Genomic DNA, 17,000 nt, shown 5'->3' on the forward strand with positions numbered 1-17,000 from the left:
CACAGGCACAGATAAGCAAACGTTTACACAATACGACGGCCCGTTTCACCACCTTCGCGCTCTCTCCACACGCTTTATTTTGGTCGTCCAGTATGCCATCGAAGCACGACTTTTCTGTGGTGATAATTAGATGAATTTAACTTATCCATTAACATGTTATTCACGTATGGCAGCGGTTAAAAACCGGCCCCAACCCTCCGTGTGAACGGCCAATACAATAGCTCACCGAGCGAACCGGGGATACGCGCAAAATTCTGAATAAGCACTATCCTTTTTAAAGAAATCATAAGATTAATTAACAGGACAGATGCTCATGCAGGATCATGCAACTTCAATTACGTTTAGCGTAAACGCCCAGGACCTCATCGACACCCTCACCCACATCGTCGGCAAATCTCATATCCTCACCGACGCACGCCAAACTGAACGCTATCGAAAGGGATTCCGTTCCGGCCAAGGTGATGCGCTGGCAGTCGTCTTTCCCGGCTCATTGCTGGAACAGTGGAAAGTCTTCAAAGCCAGCGTAGAAGCCGATCGTATCGTCATCATGCAGGCGGCCAATACTGGTCTGACCGAAGGTTCGACTCCCAGCGGCGATGGCTATGACCGTGAAATCGTTATTATCAGCACACTGAGGCTCGACAAGGTGCAGCTGTTGGATCAGGGGCGGCAAATTGTCGCGCTGCCCGGCAGTACGCTTTGGCATCTGGAGCGCGTATTGAAGCCTTTAGGGCGCGAGCCGCACTCGGTGATCGGTTCGTCATGTATCGGCGCATCGGTCATCGGGGGGATCTGCAATAACTCCGGCGGTTCGCTGGTGCATCGCGGTCCGGCTTACACAGAGATGGCGCTGTATGGCCGCGTAAACGATCAAGGCAAGGTAGAGCTGGTCAATCATCTCGGTATTAATCTGGGGGAGACGCCGGAGCAAATTCTCGTTCGTCTGGAACAACGTCAGTACACCGAGGCGGATGTGGTCAACGATGATCGCCAGGCATCCGACCACGAATACGCCGACCGCGTCCGCGACGTGGATGCCGATACCCCTTCCCGCTTCAACGCCGATGAACGCCGCCTGTTCGAAGCCGCAGGCTGCGCCGGTAAGCTGGCCGTTTTTGCCGTGCGACTGGATACATTCCCGGCGCAGCAATCTCAACAGGTGTTCTACATCGGAACTAATCAGCCGGAGGTGCTGACCGAGCTGCGTCGCCATATCCTGGCGAATTTTGTTCACCTGCCGGTGGCCGGAGAGTATCTGCACCGGGATATGTTCAACATGGCTGAGGTCTATGGCAAAGACACCTTCGTGATGATCGACAAGCTGGGCACCGACAAAATGCCCCTGTTCTTCAACCTCAAAGGCCGAATGGACGCCATTTTTGATAAAATTCCGTTCCTGCCATCGCATTTGGTGGATCGCACCATGCAGCTGCTGAGCCGTTTGCTGCCTTCCCAGCTGCCAGAGCGGATGCGGGCCTATCGCGACCGCTATGAGCATCACCTGATGTTAAAAATGGCGGGAGATGGCATTGAAGAGGCGCATCGCTGGTTGGAAAGCTATTTCCGCGAGGCGGACGGCGAGTTTTTTGCCTGTACGCCGGAGGAAGGCAACAAAGCGTTCTTACATCGGTTCGCCGCGGCCGGAGCCGCTATTCGCTATCACGCCGTGCATAGCCGCGAGGTGGAGAATATCCTGCCGCTGGATATCGCCCTGCGCCGTAACGACCGGGAGTGGTTTGAGCATCTGCCGCCGGAAATCGGCGATCAGCTGGTGCATCGCCTCTATTACGGACACTTCATGTGCCACGTATTCCATCAGGATTACATCGTGAAAAAAGGCGTCGATACCCACAAGCTGAAGGAGAAAATGCTGGAACTGTTGGATAAACGTGGCGCCGAATACCCTGCTGAGCACAATGTCGGCCATCTTTATCAGGCCAAACCGCAGCTGAAGGCGTTCTATCAGCAGAATGACCCCACCAACACGCTCAATCCCGGCATCGGGAAAACCAGTAAGCTGAAAAACTGGGGCTGTGGCTGTAACGACCATTCACACCACTAACGCTGCCGCTTTACTCTGGGGCTTCGCCACACCGCTGCGAAGCCCCGTTCTCCTGCCATCACGTCAATCGCCGTAGCGTGGCGACTTCTATCGTTAGTTGGCTTCGACGACATCGCGCTCTTCGTCGTCCTGGTCGTCCAGCTCCAGCACGCTGTAGGCGACCGAACAGAACAGCGAGTTCAGACGCTTCATATCCCCTAACAGCCCCAAATGCAGCGAGCTGGTTTCCAGACTCTGCACATTCTTCTGCCGCAAACGCTCGACGTGCGCATGGGCAAAACGGCGATCCATAATGCGGAAGCGATGCTTGGAACGACGCAGACGTTTTGCGCTGGCAACGTCGTTGTTGAAAAACACGGTCTGACTTAGTCGCAGATTATCGAGTAGTCGGGAATAGAGCGCGTCCAGCTCCTCTTGCCCTTCTGCGGAAAAGGCGCGGCGCGATGCCTGCGCCTTGGCGCGAATATCCCCGGCCATTTTTTCCAGAATATCACCCGCCTGTTCCAGATTCATGGTGACCTCGATAACCTCGGCCCAACGGCGAGAGTCGCTTTCACCGAGATCGTCCTTCGCCATCCGCGCCAGATAGAGCTTGATGCCGGTATAGAGCACGTCCACATCGTCATCCAGACGACGAATGGTTTTCTCCTGCAAGTAGTTGCCGTGCATCATCTCGTGGGTAAGGATCAGCATATTTTCCACAATGTCCCCCATCCGCAGCGTCTCCCGAGCGGCATTGGCCAACGCCAGCGCCGGGGTATCCAATACGCTGAGATCCAGATGTCGCGGACGCAGCCGCGGATCTTCCTCCTGATTATCGCGCAACAGCGCCTGACACCACTCCGCCATTCGTCCTGTCACCGGCAGCATCAGCAAACAACGCAGCAGGTTGTAAACCACGTGGAAGTAAATGACCAGATTCTCTGTGCTGATGGGCAGTTTTTCCATCTCCGCCGCCAGCATCTCGACAAAAGGCAGCACCACCACGCAGCCCGCCAGTTTGAACAACAGGCTCCCCAGAGCGACCCGGCGACCATCAACGCTTTGTTTACTGGCATTGATCATCGCCAGCATTCCGCTACCCAAGTTGGCCCCGACCACCAGACACAGTGCGACTTTCAGCGATATCACGCTGGTTGCCGTCAGCGTCGCGGTCAGCAAGACGGCCGCCAGGCTGGAATAACTGACAATGGCGAACAACGCGCCAATCAGGGCATCCAGCAAGATGTCGCCCGTCAGTGAGGAAAAGAGCACTTTGACCCCGGCCGCCTGCGTAATCGGCGTTGCGGCATTCACAATCAGCTCCAGCGCCAGCAGGATCAGTCCGAGACCGATCAATACGCGCCCCATCTGTCCGATGCGGGCCTGTTTACGACTGAGAAACAGCGAAACGCCGCTGAATATCAGCAGCGGAGAAAGCCAGGAGAGATCGAAGGTCAGAATTCGCACCATCAGCGCAGTCCCGACGTCCGCGCCCAGCATAATCACCAGACCAGGGGCCAAGGCAATCAAGCCCTGCGAAACAAATGATGTGACGAGCAACATGGTGGCGTTGCTGCTCTGCACCAATGCCGTGACCACAATTCCCGCCATAAAAGCCAGCGGTTTATGGCTGACGTTCTTGCTGAGCATACGACGCAGTCCTGCGCCATACACTCGCATGATCCCGGTGCGGACAATGTGCGTCCCCCACACCAGCAGCGACACGGCGGACAACAAATGCAGCAATATCAACAAAACAGAGAGCTCCTTAATATTCAGCGATCAACCGTTCCCTATCGCCAGTGATGTAGCCAAAATAGGTCATATGCCAGAAAAGCGATCAAGCGGCTTCCGAATTTTGTCGCCGTCCTCTCGCCGGTAAAAATAACGGCTGCAACGGGCTTTCAATCGTTTCGAATCCGGTCAGGTTATCAACCTTAAAACGTCCCTCTGATGGGGTATAGGATTGTATTTAGGCTTTGTGAAACTCTCTGTCCGCGCAAGCTAACGTCAGGCCACCTCCTGAACCGTCGCCAGATCGAGAAGTAACCCCACCTGGTCGCCCTCACCGTAAGCCTGTTCCATCGAGCGGTTGAGTGCATCAACCTGCAGTTCGACTCCCTGAACCCTCACCTGATAGCGGATCACATTACCGAGTAAGCTGTGACCGACGATAGTCGCGGGCACCCCCTGCGGCGGATTGACCAGGGCAATCGACTCAGGGCGAATCGCCACCTGCTGCGTAAACGTCTGCCCTGTGAGTTGTGAAGCCTGATCCGCGCTTAACAGATTGTAGTTGCCAATGAAGCCGGCGGCGAATGCATTAACCGGCTGAGTATACAATTGCGCCGCGTGACCATTTTGCACGATTTCGCCTTTATTCATCAGGACGATGCGATCGGACAACGTCAAGGCCTCTTCCTGATCGTGCGTCACAAACAGCGCAGTGAGCTTCAGCTCACGCTGGATAGTGCGGATCTGCTCTCGCAAATGGCGGCGAATACGCGCATCCAGCGCGGAAAGCGGTTCATCCAGCAGCAGCAGCCGCGGGCGCGTCACCAGCGATCGCGCCAGCGCCACTCGCTGACACTGACCACCTGACAGTTGATGCGGATAGCGCCGGGCGAAGGTCTCAAGTTCCACCAGCGCCAGAACATCCGCCACCCGGCGATGCACCTCGGCACTCGACAACTTTTGCATCTTCAACCCGAACGCGACGTTGCCCTCCACCGTCATATTGGGGAACAGCGCGTAACTCTGGAAGACCATGCCGATTCCCCGCTTCTGAGGCGAGAGCGGCACGATATTCTGCCCCTGAAGCAAGATCTGCCCGCTGTCGACCGGCGTCAGACCGGCAATACAGCGCAATAACGTGGATTTGCCGCAGCCACTCGGGCCTAGCAGCGTTACGAATTCACCCTCTTCCGCCATGAAGTCGATCTGGTTGAAAACGGAGGTCGACCCGAAACTTTTATTGAGTTGCGACACTTGCAGATAGGCCATATTTATCCCTTGTCTTTATTCAGCAAATTCGCCAGCCACGTCACCACCAGCACGACGAAGAAATAAGAGATCACCAGTGCGCTGGTGAAGTGTCCGCTGCCGTTACGCATGTTGAACAGGTAGACCTGTAGGGTTTCGTAACGGCTTCCCACCAGAAGATTGGCGAAGACGAACTCGCCGATCAGGAAGGAGAAAGACAACAGGACGGCAATAAACGCGCCTTTGCGCAAATTGGGCAACACCACCCACCATGCCGCCTGCCAGGTACTCGCCCCCAACAGGTGAGCGGCATCCATCAGCTCGCGCAGGTTAATTGCCTGTAGGTTGTTCGTGATCGCGCGATAGATAAACGGCAGCGCGATGGTGAAATAGCAGCCGACGAGGATCCACGGCGTGCCGGTCAGCATCAGCGGATCCGAAGAGTACAGCTGGAGCAGCCCCACGGAAGAGACGATGGGCGGTACGGCAAAGGGCAGCAAAATCAGGACGTTCATCACCGCATCCAGTCGAGGGAACTGATAAGCGATGACGAACATCGCCGGCAGAATCAACGCCAGCGACAGCAGCAGCGAAGCGCCGCAGATCAACAAGGAGTGCCACAGCGCCGTCAGAAAACGCGGGTCCATCCATAAACTTTCCATCCACTTCAGCGTAAAACCCTCTGGCAAGAGGGTGGCGCCCCACTGGGTGGCGAAGGCATAAACCAGCGTTGCCGCCAGCGGCAGCACCAGAACAAACAGCAGCGTTCCCACCACGTACCGGTGGTAGACGCGTTCAGAGCGAGACATAACCGTCCTCCACGATGCGTTAACGTTTTACGTTCAGGTAGCTATGACGAACTAACCATTGATGAAGCGCCGTAATCAGCGTCATCAACATCACCAGCAGCATGGCCAGCGCACTCCCGAGGTTGGGGTCCAGCGAAATGTCCCCTGCGACCAGCGCCGCGATCCGGACGGGCACGATATTGAAGTTCCCGTTGGTCAGCGCATATACGGTGGCATACGCGCCCAGCGCATTCGCAAGCAGGATCACGAAAGTGCCGACCAGCGCCGGCATCAAAATGGGCAGTCCGATATAGCGCCAGTAACGATAACGCCCGGCACCGAGCAGCGCCGCAGACTCCCGCCATTCCGCTTTCAGACCGTCGAACGCGGGATACAGCAGGAGAACGCCAAGCGGGATCTGAAAATAGGTGTAGAGGATAATCAGCCCGGAGCGGGAATAGAGATTGAACGTCTCCATAAAACCCAGCTGTTTGAGCAACAGCGTCAGACAACCGTTCAGCCCGAGCAGAATCACGAACGCGAACGCCAGCGGTACGCCGGCGAAATTGCTGGTCATGTTGGTAAAGGCCATCACGCAGCGATGCAGTCGACCGTCTCGGAGCTGACTCAGAGAGTAGCTCCCGATAAGCGCGATCAATAAACCGTAGAGACTGGAGTAAAGCGAGATATCCAGAGAAAACCGCATCGCCTGGAGATAAAACGGCGACGTCAAGATGTCCCGGTAGTTATCCCAGCCCCAACTGGCGTTGATGTCACTATAGAAGCTGTTGACGGCGATCCACCCGAGCGGCACCAGTTGAAAGGCGATAAAAAACACGGCAAACGGTATTAAACAGATAATTGCCAACCCTTTTTTCTTCATCGGCTCGCGCCCTCCACGTCAGCAAGCAGCGCCGAACAGCACGATTTATCGTGTGGAATCCCCAGAACCTCGCAGATCGTCCCGCACAGATCCGTCTGACGCAGCGACGCCTCATCCAGAGAAAATGCATCGCCGAACACATACAGCGGAACCGCCCTTTCCTCGGGCAACACGCCGCCGTGGCTGCGGTCGTCGTTCATACCGTGATCTGCGGTCACCACCACCTGATAGCCTGCCGACAGCCAGTCCGCTAACCGCAGCGAGAGATAACCATCGACCCTTCGGGCTTGATTGCGATACTGCGGCGACGACAGGCCGTACCGATGGCCCGCATCATCAATGTTCATCGAATGCGCCAAGAGAAAATCAGGACGATATGTCCGCCGCAAGCTCTCGGCGTCAATCAACAGGTGTGAGTCTGGGTAGTCGTCCTCGTAATAGAAATGACCGTACTGGATAGGCAGATGTTTATCCGCCGTATGACGATCCCGCGGCGGGTCAAACGGCGTCCGGTTATACAGCTCGCTCACCCAGTGATAAGCCGCCGCCGCGGTCGTCAGCCCGGCGTCACGGGCATAATGGAAAATGCTCTTCTCATTCGATAATCGTCGTATGTCGTTGTGCACAATGCCGCTTTCCACTGGCGTAACGCCAGTCAGTATGCACTCATACAGCGGCCGGGAGAGAGAAGGCAGTTCGCAGGTCAGCGGATAGAGTCGCCCCCGTCCCGCCTCGCACTGCGCTTGCAGATATCCCATAGCATCGCGTGCCACCTGATAATTCAGTCCGTCCAGCACGACCAGAATACATTTCATGCCTTGCTCCCTCCCTGGCAGGTTACTGCTGCATGTTGATCATGACCGACTCCTGCCACTGACGCGGCAGCAGACGCGCGCTTTTCTCCCAGGCAGCCGGGTCGGCAATAGGACGGGCTGACTTGTACTGTTCCGCCGGCAACAGCTTATCTTTCACATCATCCGGCAGTGACAGATGCTCTGCGCGAATCGGACGGGCATAGCCGCGCGCCAGATTGATCTGACCAGCATCCGAGAAGATGTATTCGCGCGCCAGCTTGGCCGCGTTGGGATGCTGGGCATACTTGTTGATGATCGTGGTATAGCCGGACGTCACCGAGCCGTCTGACGGGATCAGCACGACAAAGCGATTTTTATCAATTTGATCGCGGTAGTTAAGGCCGTTGAAGTCCCACACCACTCCAACCTGAACTTCCCCTTTCTCGATATTGGCAATCACCGGGTTGGTCAGACCAAGCCGCCCCGCCTTGGCCAGGTCGGCGAACAGATCCAGTCCCGGTTTAAGGTTGTGCTCATCGCCGCCCATCGCATAGGCCGCCGCCAGTATGCCGTTGGTCGCCTGAGCCGCCGAACTGACATCGCCAATAGTGACGGTGTAACTTCCTTTTTTCAGATCGGCCCAGCTATGAGGCACGTCTTTCACCAACTGCTTGTTGACGATGAACGCGATGGTGCCGGTATACGCCAGCGCCCAGTGACCGTCTTTATCTTTGGCCCAGTCAGGAATTTGCGACCAGGTGGTGGGTTTGTAAGGCTGAGTGACGCCCTTTTGCATCGCGATGGGGCCAAACGAAGCGCCGACATCGCCGATATCTGCGCTGGCATTCTGTTTTTCTGCGGCGAACTTGGCGATCTCCTGCGCGGAGCTCATATCGGTGTCCGTGTGGCGTAAGCCATAGCGTGAGTTGAGGTCTTTCCAGGTGTCTTTCCAGTTCGCCCAGCTATCCGGCATCCCCACGCTGTTCACCTGCCCTTCCGCTCGCGCCGCCTGCTCCAGCTCGGCGACGGAACCTTCGGCCGCGTGAGCGGATGAAAGCGACAGCACGACGGCTGTCGTTAATACGGATGCAACCCTGTTTTTCATCTTGAATGCTCCTGGTGATAGGAATAATCGCTGGTCTAGTCCAGCAAGAACCACGCCAATCTACCCCCAAAAGATGAAATTTGTATGTCAGTCGCCCTGTATCGCCTGCCAGGTATACGGTGCGTAAATCCATGTCCGCCCGGCCCAACTGAACTGGGTGGTTCGAGCAAGACCTTTTGGCGGCTGCATGGCAATATAACGCTCTGATTAAGAACGGCGGTGTATCCACGGTGGTGCACGGCGTGCTCCAGAATAGGCAGATGAACTCATGCAACAACCCTCGACAACCGTGGCGCTGATTTGCCAAACGCTGCTGTCGCACATTGATGAAGGCACATGGCGGGATGAGGCGCGTCTGCCCTCGGAGAGAACGTTGAGCGAACAGTTTTCCACTACCCGAATTACCCTGCGGGAAGCCCTGCTGCAATTGGAGTCTCAGGGGGTGATTTACCGGGAACCGCGTCGAGGATGGTTTATTTCGCCGCCGCGGATCGTCTATAACCCATTGCAGCGCAGCCATTTTCACGCCATGGTTGAACAACAAGGCCGCCGCGCCGCCACAGAGGTGCTGGAAGCGCGTGAGATGGCCGCCAGCGATGTGATAGGCCATCAATTGATGTTGCCCATCGGGGCAAAGGTGTACCAGATCCGGCGCCTGCGACGCGTTGACGAACGCGCGGTGCTGTACGTGGAGCACTATCTGAATCCCGCTTTCTTTCCGAATATCCTGCTGTCCGATCTCACGCAATCCCTCACCGATCTCTATGAGACGCGCTATGACATCCGCTATGGCCGGGTTCGTTTCACGATGTTGCCGACGCCGGTTTCGCCCTTGGCCGCGTCCGCGCTCAACGTGGCGACAGGCAGCCCGGCGCTGTTCATCACCCGTATCAACCGCGAGCAGTCAGACCGGATCATCGATTGCGACCACGAATACTGGCGCTACGACGCCATTCACATCGACGTCGAAGCGGTTGAACGGCGCTAAATGCGGGCGTTTAGGATCACGGCGACGTCAGAACCGGTTCCCTTGACCGCAGCAGGCTGACGACCCGGCCCGCCATGATAAAGGCCGCCCCCACGGCCCCAAATCGCCCCATCACTTCTCCAAAGATGAAAAATGCAAACAGGGTCGAAAAGAGCGGGTCGCTGGTTTCAATAATCTGGACGCGCCTCACATCCCCTTTTTCCAACGAGCGAATAGCGAAGTCGATGCCGCCAATTGACGGAAGCAGCACCAACGCGGTCGCATTCCTTCGTGGAGCCAGTGTCCCTGCCGCGCAGGTTACGCCGCCTGCATCTGCCCCAGCATAGAGATAATAAAGTCCCGACTCTCTTTCACCTGTTGGATGAACCCGGAAAGCACCGCGTTAAAGCGATTTTCGTCCAATCCGCTGAGCGTGTGCTGAAAACACAGCCGTAGCTGGTTGAATTCATCCACCGCCAGCCAGCAACCGCGCATGGCCGCCATTTCGAAATTAAGTTGTAGCATCAGGCGTAACATTGCCGCTTCATTTGCCTCTTCCAGCCCGTCTAACGGGACGATCCGGCAGTGCAGCAAGAGTTGTTCACTGTGCGCCGGAACGTCGATCACCGCGGCTTCTTCGCCGTTCTCGTCGTTAAGCACGCAAATGCCATTGTCCAGTCTCAGCGGGGGTTGAGTAGACCGACCAAACGCCTGCAATAGCCGGGTGACGTGTTGTTGTTGGGAATGCATGGTGGAGCTCCTTCTGCTATGTGCCATCGTGTATCAGTGTTTCGCCAGCGTCATCCCTTCCTGATGCAGGCTGTCCAGTGCCTGCGCCAGGCTTGGATTAGCCCGCGCGATGTCGCCTTCCAGACTGAAATGCCTCGGCGTGTCCTGATTCTGTCCGTAGGAGAAATGAATTTCCCCGAGTGACTTGCTCATACTGACGTCCACGCTGCTGGACGCCCCGACGATAGGCGTCGGAAACGTGAAGCCTTCCTTCTTCTTCACCGTCTCGGTAAAGCTGATCGAACCAATGCGAAGGTTGTTGCTGTCTTTAAACAGGTCGACGATCGCTTGTTTACTCAGGCTATTGTTCTGAATGCCCTTTTCCACCTGCTCTTTCACGGCGTCTTTCGGTTCCAGATTCACGCTGGCCGACGCATTAGGCAGCGATTGCAAATGAGTGATCACGGCTTTCAATGCCGGATCGTCGCTCATAAAAGCGTGAATGCGTTCGGCGTTGGTTGGCGGCAGGTTATCGCTCACCAACTTGCGCAGCGCGTGTAACACCCCGTTGCTGTCCAACTTCGATAAGTTGGCGTAGCTGGCGCTGTGGCTGACGCTGGAGAGCATCACCGCCTGTTGCTTTGCCGCTGACTGCTGCCGCACGGCCTTGCTAAGCGACTGCATCGCGTTGTACTGACCATCGCTTTGCGGCGTTTTGGCGTCAAAGTGCCGGTGCACGATGGCGAGCTGTTCGTCGATGTCATCCAGCTTTTTCACGCCGCCAAGTAGGTGTTGGGTTTCCACATCGCCAAAATGTTTCTCAAGGGAGGCCGTCAGTTCCTCGATATCGTTCTTCTGAAGCGGCTCCGCGACCTTTACCTTTAGCGCGATGCTATGGCTGGTTTTGGTATCGACCGAGAGCGTGGCGGACGCGCCGGTGCCAAATCCAGCCGGCAGCGTGCCTTTGCCCGGTTGCGTTGTCGCCATCCCCGCCCAGAGCGCCGCATTCGCACCGACGGAGGCATGATTAAAGAACCGGACACGGTTGTTGCTGGCGGTACTTTTCTCACTCAGATCGCCCCGAACCGTGCTGTGATCGTGACTCGCGGACAGCACATTGACGCCCCCGCTGACGCCCAACGACGCGCGAGTCGTGGTGGAGAAGGTTTGGTTGTCGTTATCCGTCATGTTAACCGCAGCACGTCCGTCGAGAGTGAACGCGCCGTCCACGTCGAACGTCACAGAAAGCCCCTGCTTGACCTGGTGCTCTGTCCCTTTTTTAACCAGTTCCAGCGGATTGATCGCCCCCCGCGTCAGTTCATCGATAAACGACGGCAGCTCTTTTTCGCTCAGCGTGAAACTGAGGCCATTCTGGCGGGACGCCCCAATCGTGGCGGAGCCGCTAACGCCCACCCTGAGGTCGAACGTCAGCGTGTGGTCGTCATCCAGGATGAGATTTTCTGCCGTGGCTTTCGGTTCATGACCCACGATCATCCCGGCCTTGGCGCTGAGGCCGCCGGTACGGCCAAAGCTCACCTCAATACCGCTGTCTCCCCGACTGAAACTCAGGCTATAGCCACGATCGCCGGTCACTCCGCCGCTGGCGATCAACGGCGACGGAATGTGGTTGATGGTCACCTTAGCCAGTTGAGTCGGCATCACATAGACCGAACTCACGCCCGCGTTGTAGTTCCGGTTGAAGCTGATACTTTCACCGGCATTCAGCGACAGCACGGTGTCTTTCATTTTTTGGGCTAATTGCTCTTGATCGCCCGCCTGCAAAGACGTACGCGACGTCACGCTGACGGCATGCCGTTCATCCTTGAAGGCGCGCGTAAAGGTTTTCACCGCGTCATAGTCCGCCTCTAGCGCCGAGAAACTGGTGAATCCCATATCCGTGGCGCGCTTCACTTCGTGATGGCCATACTGATGATCTCGCAGCAGCGCCAGCGCTTCATGCATCGGCTGGAGATCCGCCTTTGTCGGTGACGCGCCGGAGTATTGGGCCAGCTTATCCACGATGCCATGCAGATCGCCGATCGTGAGCGTGTCCAGCGCCAGACGCGATTTTGTCAGCGCCATTGCATCATGCACGTCGCGGTGCGCGCCCTGAACCAGCTTGTCGCTTTGGTAACTCATATCCACTTTCTTCAAGACGAACTGTTTCAACAGCGCGGTCGCCTTGCTGTCCGTCGAGGAAGGATGCGCCAGCGTTGCCGTCATCAACGCCTCACTGAGGCTCTTCCCGGAACGGTGCGAATTCAGGCCTTGAATGGCGGACTTTAGCGCCGACGGAGTGAACTGATGATGGATGTCGCCTTTGGCGTTAATCAGGCCCTGATGCTTACCGAGCAACAGCGCCGCGTTGCCCGAACTCAGCTCCAGATCCTGATGAAACCGATGCAGCGCCGCCATCAGCGGCTTGCCCGCATCGCCCAGATCCAGCTGGCTTAGCTTGGTCTTCAGGTCGGTGCGGTTCATCGACGGACTCTGTTGTCGTTGTGTATTCAGCACCTCCAGCCGTTTGAAGACTGAGGCCTGAGCGGAATAGAGCGGATGCAGTCCCGCCCGGCCTTTAAAGTGGTGCTGAATGCCATCGCCCACGCTTCTCCCCAGCTCAGCCGGCAGTTTGATGACATTCGCGCGCATACGATCGACAAAACCGCTGTTGGTCTTTTTGTTTTCCTGCGCCGCTTGTCCCAGCACTTGCGTATCCAGCTGCGCCGTCAATCCGGTACCGGGGATAGACACGGCCTTGGTGTCACCACGTAGTCGTTGATAGACCGTTTCCGCCGCGCGCGGCTGAGCCGGGGTAATCGCCGTGTTTGGCCGATGCTCCGCCCATCCGCCTGGAGTCAGACGCTGTTGACGATCGCCCTGATGGACCACCAGATCATGTTCCGGCGTGGTATCCAGCCGGTCGGCCTTAACGCCTTCGGGCGTGTCCACCGGTTGCCATCGCGCGCCAACCGTTCCCACATGCTCGCCCTGCCAGGCGTCGCGGGGCAAGGTAAATAAAGCCCCATCTCGGTTGAGCGCGAACAGGTTGCTATCGCGATCCAGCGCCAGATCGGCGATCTTGCCCGTCAACCCGTCTTTAGGCAGCGCCGTGGCAGGAACCGACGCGCGGTTTGTGCCGGGACGGATCTGATGCAGTTGAATTTCGCCCGCAGCGTCGGCGGAGATGAACCGATTAGGGTTCACCACGGCTAATGCGACGGCCCCCCGTTTTTTTTCCAATCCCGGCAGCGCATCGCCCGCCTTTGGCGCATTGCGCGCGTGGCTGAGAGCGAAGACGTTGCTGTCGCCATGAACGACGCTGTCTGCTTTCTGATTGATCGACAGCGCCTTAACCTGACCGTCGTGCAGGACGTAGGGCTGGTTATCCAGGCCGCGTTTGAGCTGACTGGCGGAAATCGACGTGGGCGTCCAACTGCGGGTGGTGCTGTCCACGTAATGCACCTTGCCTTCATGCAGCGCCATCATGCCGAAGCGCCCCATATTCATGACGGACGACGAGGGCGGCGCAACGTTTAGCAGCCCCATTTTGTGGTCTACCACCAGCGAATCGCTGAGATTCCACCCTGGTTTGAAGCCGCGGCCTTCCGACGCGGGGGCGGCCAAGTGCTTATGTCCCTGCGCATCCTTGACCACCGCATGCAGACTGCCTTCGCCATTGCTGACAAAGCCCTCCGTGTGATGACCTTTCCCCAGAGAACCTTCCAAATCCGGGCTATGCAAGGGGGTCAGTTCGACCTGATGCCCGTCGCCCTGTGGCAACGTTCCGGCAAACACCCGCCCTTCATGATCGGCCACCAATAGCTGTTGTCTATCGAGCCCGACGGCTTTGGCATCCACCTGTTCGCTGCCGCGTTCTAATGCGTGTGTGCCGTTCAGAGAAAGTTGCAATGCCCGATGCTCGGCCAGGGGTGCGTCCAGTGTCGGCAGTAAATGAAGCTTGCCTACGCCGCTGTCAGGTGTCGTCAACACCACCGTCTGGCCATCGAGATTGGAGGAGAAAGAGGTAATCTTGTCGGCAAAGGCCGCCGACTCCATGCCGGCAGACAGGTTGCTTAACGTGTGGTTTTCCTTCACCGCATACAGTCCGCCGTCCGCCTGACGGGACAACTGCGAATGCTTGCGATCGTCTTTCTGCTGCCAGACGCCATCGGGGCTCAGACTGAACAACTTACCATCATGCAGGCGCAACGCCTCGTCATGATCGTCCAGAAAAATCCCGGACAATTGCGACTGGAGTCCGCCGGTGGGATTCGGCAACGACTGTGATCCGGCATCTTTACCGTTGATGTTTGCCTCGGTATGCACCTGGGTTTCAGACAAATGCAGTGAGTAGCCTGCTGAGGCTTTACTGTGCAATAGCTCGCTGTCTTTTCGTGAGGGAACGCTGCTGTGCAACCCCACCAGACCATGTTTGCCGTGATGAAGGCTGAACAATCGCCCTATTTTATCCATTAACACATGATGGGTGCCGTTCGAGTTCTTGTGATGCGCCACAAACGGCACATCGTGTTTACCCAGCGTTTGGGATAGTACCGTTTTCAGTGGGGCCGGAACTTCATCGCCCACAATGACCTTGCCTTTTTTATCCAGTGAAAGCCCCAGACCGACCGCCGCAGGCGCGTGATCGGCGTTTGTGCTTGCCGCCTCACTGAAGTGAGAAACCGCGCTGTGCATGCTGCCCGTACGGGACGAACCGGCGCTGGAGGAAGACTGACGCGACAGAGAACGTTGCAGCAGTTCCCGGAGCGTGGTGACCGTTTTAACCGGCGTTTCAGCCGTCGCCTCAGTATCGGGCGCGTTCTGCATCGCACGGTCGATGGCCTCTCTCATATCGCGCAGATTGGGTGACCGCCCTACCTGCGATCCCAAAGCCTCAGGATGTTGCGCGGGCTGGCTGACGCGAGGCGTTGACGCCAGACGCATCCCCTCCTGCGCCAACGAACGGGTCGCTTTCTGTCCCGCGACGGAGGTGTGTCCCAGAGAGACCGCCCGGCCTTCTCCGGACACAGGCGGCGCATGCACTTCCGCCACCGTCTTATGATGAATGTGTCTGATATTCCCCAACATCGTCGTCTCCCAAAGAGGTTTCTGGATAAAAGGTGATTGCCGAGTAAGTGGTTGGGAAAACACATTCAGTTCCGCAGAGAAAGAAAACGAGAGAGTGGATAGCTTGAGCTTATCCCTTCGCCCTTCGGGGCCAGGAACCGGGCGATCATTTGAGCCACCCATAGAACGGCTAACCGGCTATTCCATATTTGCCGCAGCCTGTTTTTTACTCAATGTCATCCTGCGAGGCGCACGCTATGTCAGATATGAATATCACGCTTACTCTGCCCGGCTCCGGCATGAATCACGCCAGTTTGGACAGCAACACGTCACAAAATCTCACGACAGAACGTCAAAATAACGACCTCAGTTCGACACAAAACGCGGCGGCGCTAGATAGCTTAGCCAAACTGCTGGCGGCTTTATTACTAACGCTGCAAGCCGGAAGCCAGACGCCGTCGGCTGGCGTAAGTCCCTCTGAGAACAACGGCGGCGGCGCGGACGGAATTGGCGGTCGGAATAATCAGAATCAGCAAAACCAGCTTGAGACGCTCGGCAAGCTGCTGGATACGCTGATGCCCCAGAGTGGACAAAGCGCGCCACAGAGAGGGACGACGGTCTCCGCGCATCCACAGGATTTGAGCCGTGATACGTTGCAGAACGCGGGAAGCAACGCGCTGGCAGGCAGCCTGTCGCCAACACAGGACGGCGGAGGACAACTCAGCAGCGACGAACTGTCTCAAACGCTGCTGCAACTGATCGCGATGCTGATGGACAACCAGAAGAGTTCGTTCGGCCAACCGCAGAACGGAAACGCCGACAGCGGCAGCTCATCGGTCGCTCCTTCGTCGCAGCCGCTGAATAGCGCATCAGGTTCCCCTTCAGCGGAGCCCCAAACCGCAGAAACAGTGCCTGAGGCTAAGGGAGGATCATCGCTGCCGGGCACGCATGGCAACAGCCCATCATCAGACAGTCTTCCGGTTCAGTCGGAGGAAACGCCGTCCGCAACCTCGCAAAGCGCCGCCGTCAGTTTTCCAACGGCCGATAACGCTAATGCGGTGGTCGTGAACGAACCGATCAAAGTTGGCGCAGGGGAAACGTTTGACGGCCAGGGCAAAACTTATGTCGCCGGGGCGGGACTGGGCAATGGCAGCCAGACGGAAGGACAGAAACCGCTGTTTGAAGTCGCGGACGGCGGCTCGGTTAAAAATGTGATTTTCGGCGATAATGCCGCGGATGGTATTCACCTGCACGGCGACGCCACGATCGATAATGTCCACTGGACCAACGTCGGCGAGGATGCCTTAACGGTCAAGGACAACGCGGGTCGCCCTGCCAATGTAACGATCACCAACAGCAGCGCGCAGGGAGCCTCCGACAAGGTTTTCCAGTTAAATGCGGACGCTAACTTCACGGTCGACAATTTCAAAGTCAAAGATTTTGGAACCCTTGTGAGGACCAACGGCGGCCAGCAAGGGAACTGGAATCTCAACCTCAACAATATTGATGCGGAAAACGGCAAGTTCGCCTTCGTGAAAAGCGACAGCGAAGGGCTCAATGTCACCGGCCACAATAATAGCCTGACCAACGTCAATAATCCGTTCAAAGTGCCGACCTCGGCCGAACTGAAGGTCAGCTGAG

The 17,000-nt window shown here is 57.0% G+C and carries 12 protein-coding genes; 3 read left to right on the plus strand and 9 right to left on the minus strand.

Annotation, left to right across the window (positions count from 1 at the left end):
* Nucleotides 1-307 precede the first annotated feature (307 nt).
* A complete protein-coding gene (dld, locus tag CKQ53_RS14110) occupies nucleotides 308-2,062 on the plus strand; it encodes a D-lactate dehydrogenase (protein WP_409359741.1) in 1,755 nt (584 codons plus the stop codon).
* A 93-nt stretch (nucleotides 2,063-2,155) separates the two neighbouring features.
* Here the strand turns inward: dld and CKQ53_RS14115 are convergent, their stop codons facing one another.
* The 6 genes from CKQ53_RS14115 to CKQ53_RS14140 all read right to left on the minus strand — a co-directional run bounded on the left by CKQ53_RS14115 (nucleotide 2,156) and on the right by CKQ53_RS14140 (nucleotide 8,596).
* Nucleotides 2,156-3,799 (minus strand): Na/Pi cotransporter family protein, encoded by a 1,644-nt coding sequence (locus CKQ53_RS14115; RefSeq protein WP_085652046.1) that lies wholly within the window; start codon nucleotides 3,797-3,799, stop codon nucleotides 2,156-2,158.
* 255 nt (nucleotides 3,800-4,054) lie between these two features.
* On the minus strand, nucleotides 4,055-5,047 hold the full coding sequence (locus CKQ53_RS14120) for an ABC transporter ATP-binding protein (RefSeq protein ID WP_085652047.1): 993 nt from the start codon (nucleotides 5,045-5,047) through the stop codon (nucleotides 4,055-4,057).
* 2 nt (nucleotides 5,048-5,049) lie between these two features.
* Complete coding sequence (locus tag CKQ53_RS14125) at nucleotides 5,050-5,835, minus strand: ABC transporter permease (protein WP_094117606.1); 786 nt, start codon at nucleotides 5,833-5,835, stop codon at nucleotides 5,050-5,052.
* A gap of 19 nt (nucleotides 5,836-5,854) precedes the next feature.
* Nucleotides 5,855-6,697 carry an ABC transporter permease gene (locus tag CKQ53_RS14130; RefSeq protein ID WP_094117605.1) on the minus strand — a complete coding sequence of 281 codons (843 nt, stop codon included), beginning with the start codon at nucleotides 6,695-6,697 and terminating at the stop codon, nucleotides 5,855-5,857.
* Nucleotides 6,694-7,512, minus strand: a complete 819-nt coding sequence (locus CKQ53_RS14135) for an alkaline phosphatase family protein (RefSeq protein ID WP_094117604.1) — start codon at nucleotides 7,510-7,512, stop codon at nucleotides 6,694-6,696. Before CKQ53_RS14135 ends, CKQ53_RS14130 begins: the two co-directional genes overlap by 4 nt.
* Nucleotides 7,513-7,534: 22 nt before the next feature.
* Nucleotides 7,535-8,596 carry an extracellular solute-binding protein gene (locus CKQ53_RS14140; protein WP_094117603.1) on the minus strand — a complete coding sequence of 354 codons (1,062 nt, stop codon included), beginning with the start codon at nucleotides 8,594-8,596 and terminating at the stop codon, nucleotides 7,535-7,537.
* A gap of 268 nt (nucleotides 8,597-8,864) precedes the next feature.
* On the opposite strand from CKQ53_RS14140, the gene CKQ53_RS14145 reads away from it, so the two are divergent.
* Nucleotides 8,865-9,584 carry a UTRA domain-containing protein gene (locus CKQ53_RS14145; protein ID WP_094117602.1) on the plus strand — a complete coding sequence of 240 codons (720 nt, stop codon included), beginning with the start codon at nucleotides 8,865-8,867 and terminating at the stop codon, nucleotides 9,582-9,584.
* A gap of 16 nt (nucleotides 9,585-9,600) precedes the next feature.
* Here the strand turns inward: CKQ53_RS14145 and CKQ53_RS14150 are convergent, their stop codons facing one another.
* From CKQ53_RS14150 to CKQ53_RS14160, 3 genes are read right to left on the minus strand one after another with little or no spacing between them, the layout of a single operon-like run.
* Nucleotides 9,601-9,834 (minus strand): EamA family transporter, encoded by a 234-nt coding sequence (locus CKQ53_RS14150; RefSeq protein WP_162896366.1) that lies wholly within the window; start codon nucleotides 9,832-9,834, stop codon nucleotides 9,601-9,603.
* A 47-nt stretch (nucleotides 9,835-9,881) separates the two neighbouring features.
* Nucleotides 9,882-10,313 (minus strand): type III secretion system chaperone, encoded by a 432-nt coding sequence (locus CKQ53_RS14155; RefSeq protein WP_085651346.1) that lies wholly within the window; start codon nucleotides 10,311-10,313, stop codon nucleotides 9,882-9,884.
* Between the two features lie 33 nt (nucleotides 10,314-10,346).
* Nucleotides 10,347-15,380 (minus strand): AvrE-family type 3 secretion system effector, encoded by a 5,034-nt coding sequence (locus CKQ53_RS14160; RefSeq protein WP_162896367.1) that lies wholly within the window; start codon nucleotides 15,378-15,380, stop codon nucleotides 10,347-10,349.
* A 236-nt stretch (nucleotides 15,381-15,616) separates the two neighbouring features.
* Here CKQ53_RS14160 and CKQ53_RS14165 point away from each other — a divergent pair, with 236 nt between their 5' ends.
* Nucleotides 15,617-16,999 (plus strand): pectate lyase, encoded by a 1,383-nt coding sequence (locus CKQ53_RS14165; RefSeq protein WP_094117599.1) that lies wholly within the window; start codon nucleotides 15,617-15,619, stop codon nucleotides 16,997-16,999.
* Nucleotide 17,000 lies beyond the last annotated feature (1 nt).

Source organism: Lonsdalea britannica, from assembly GCF_003515985.1.
GTDB classification, from domain to species: Bacteria; Pseudomonadota; Gammaproteobacteria; order Enterobacterales; family Enterobacteriaceae; genus Lonsdalea; species Lonsdalea britannica.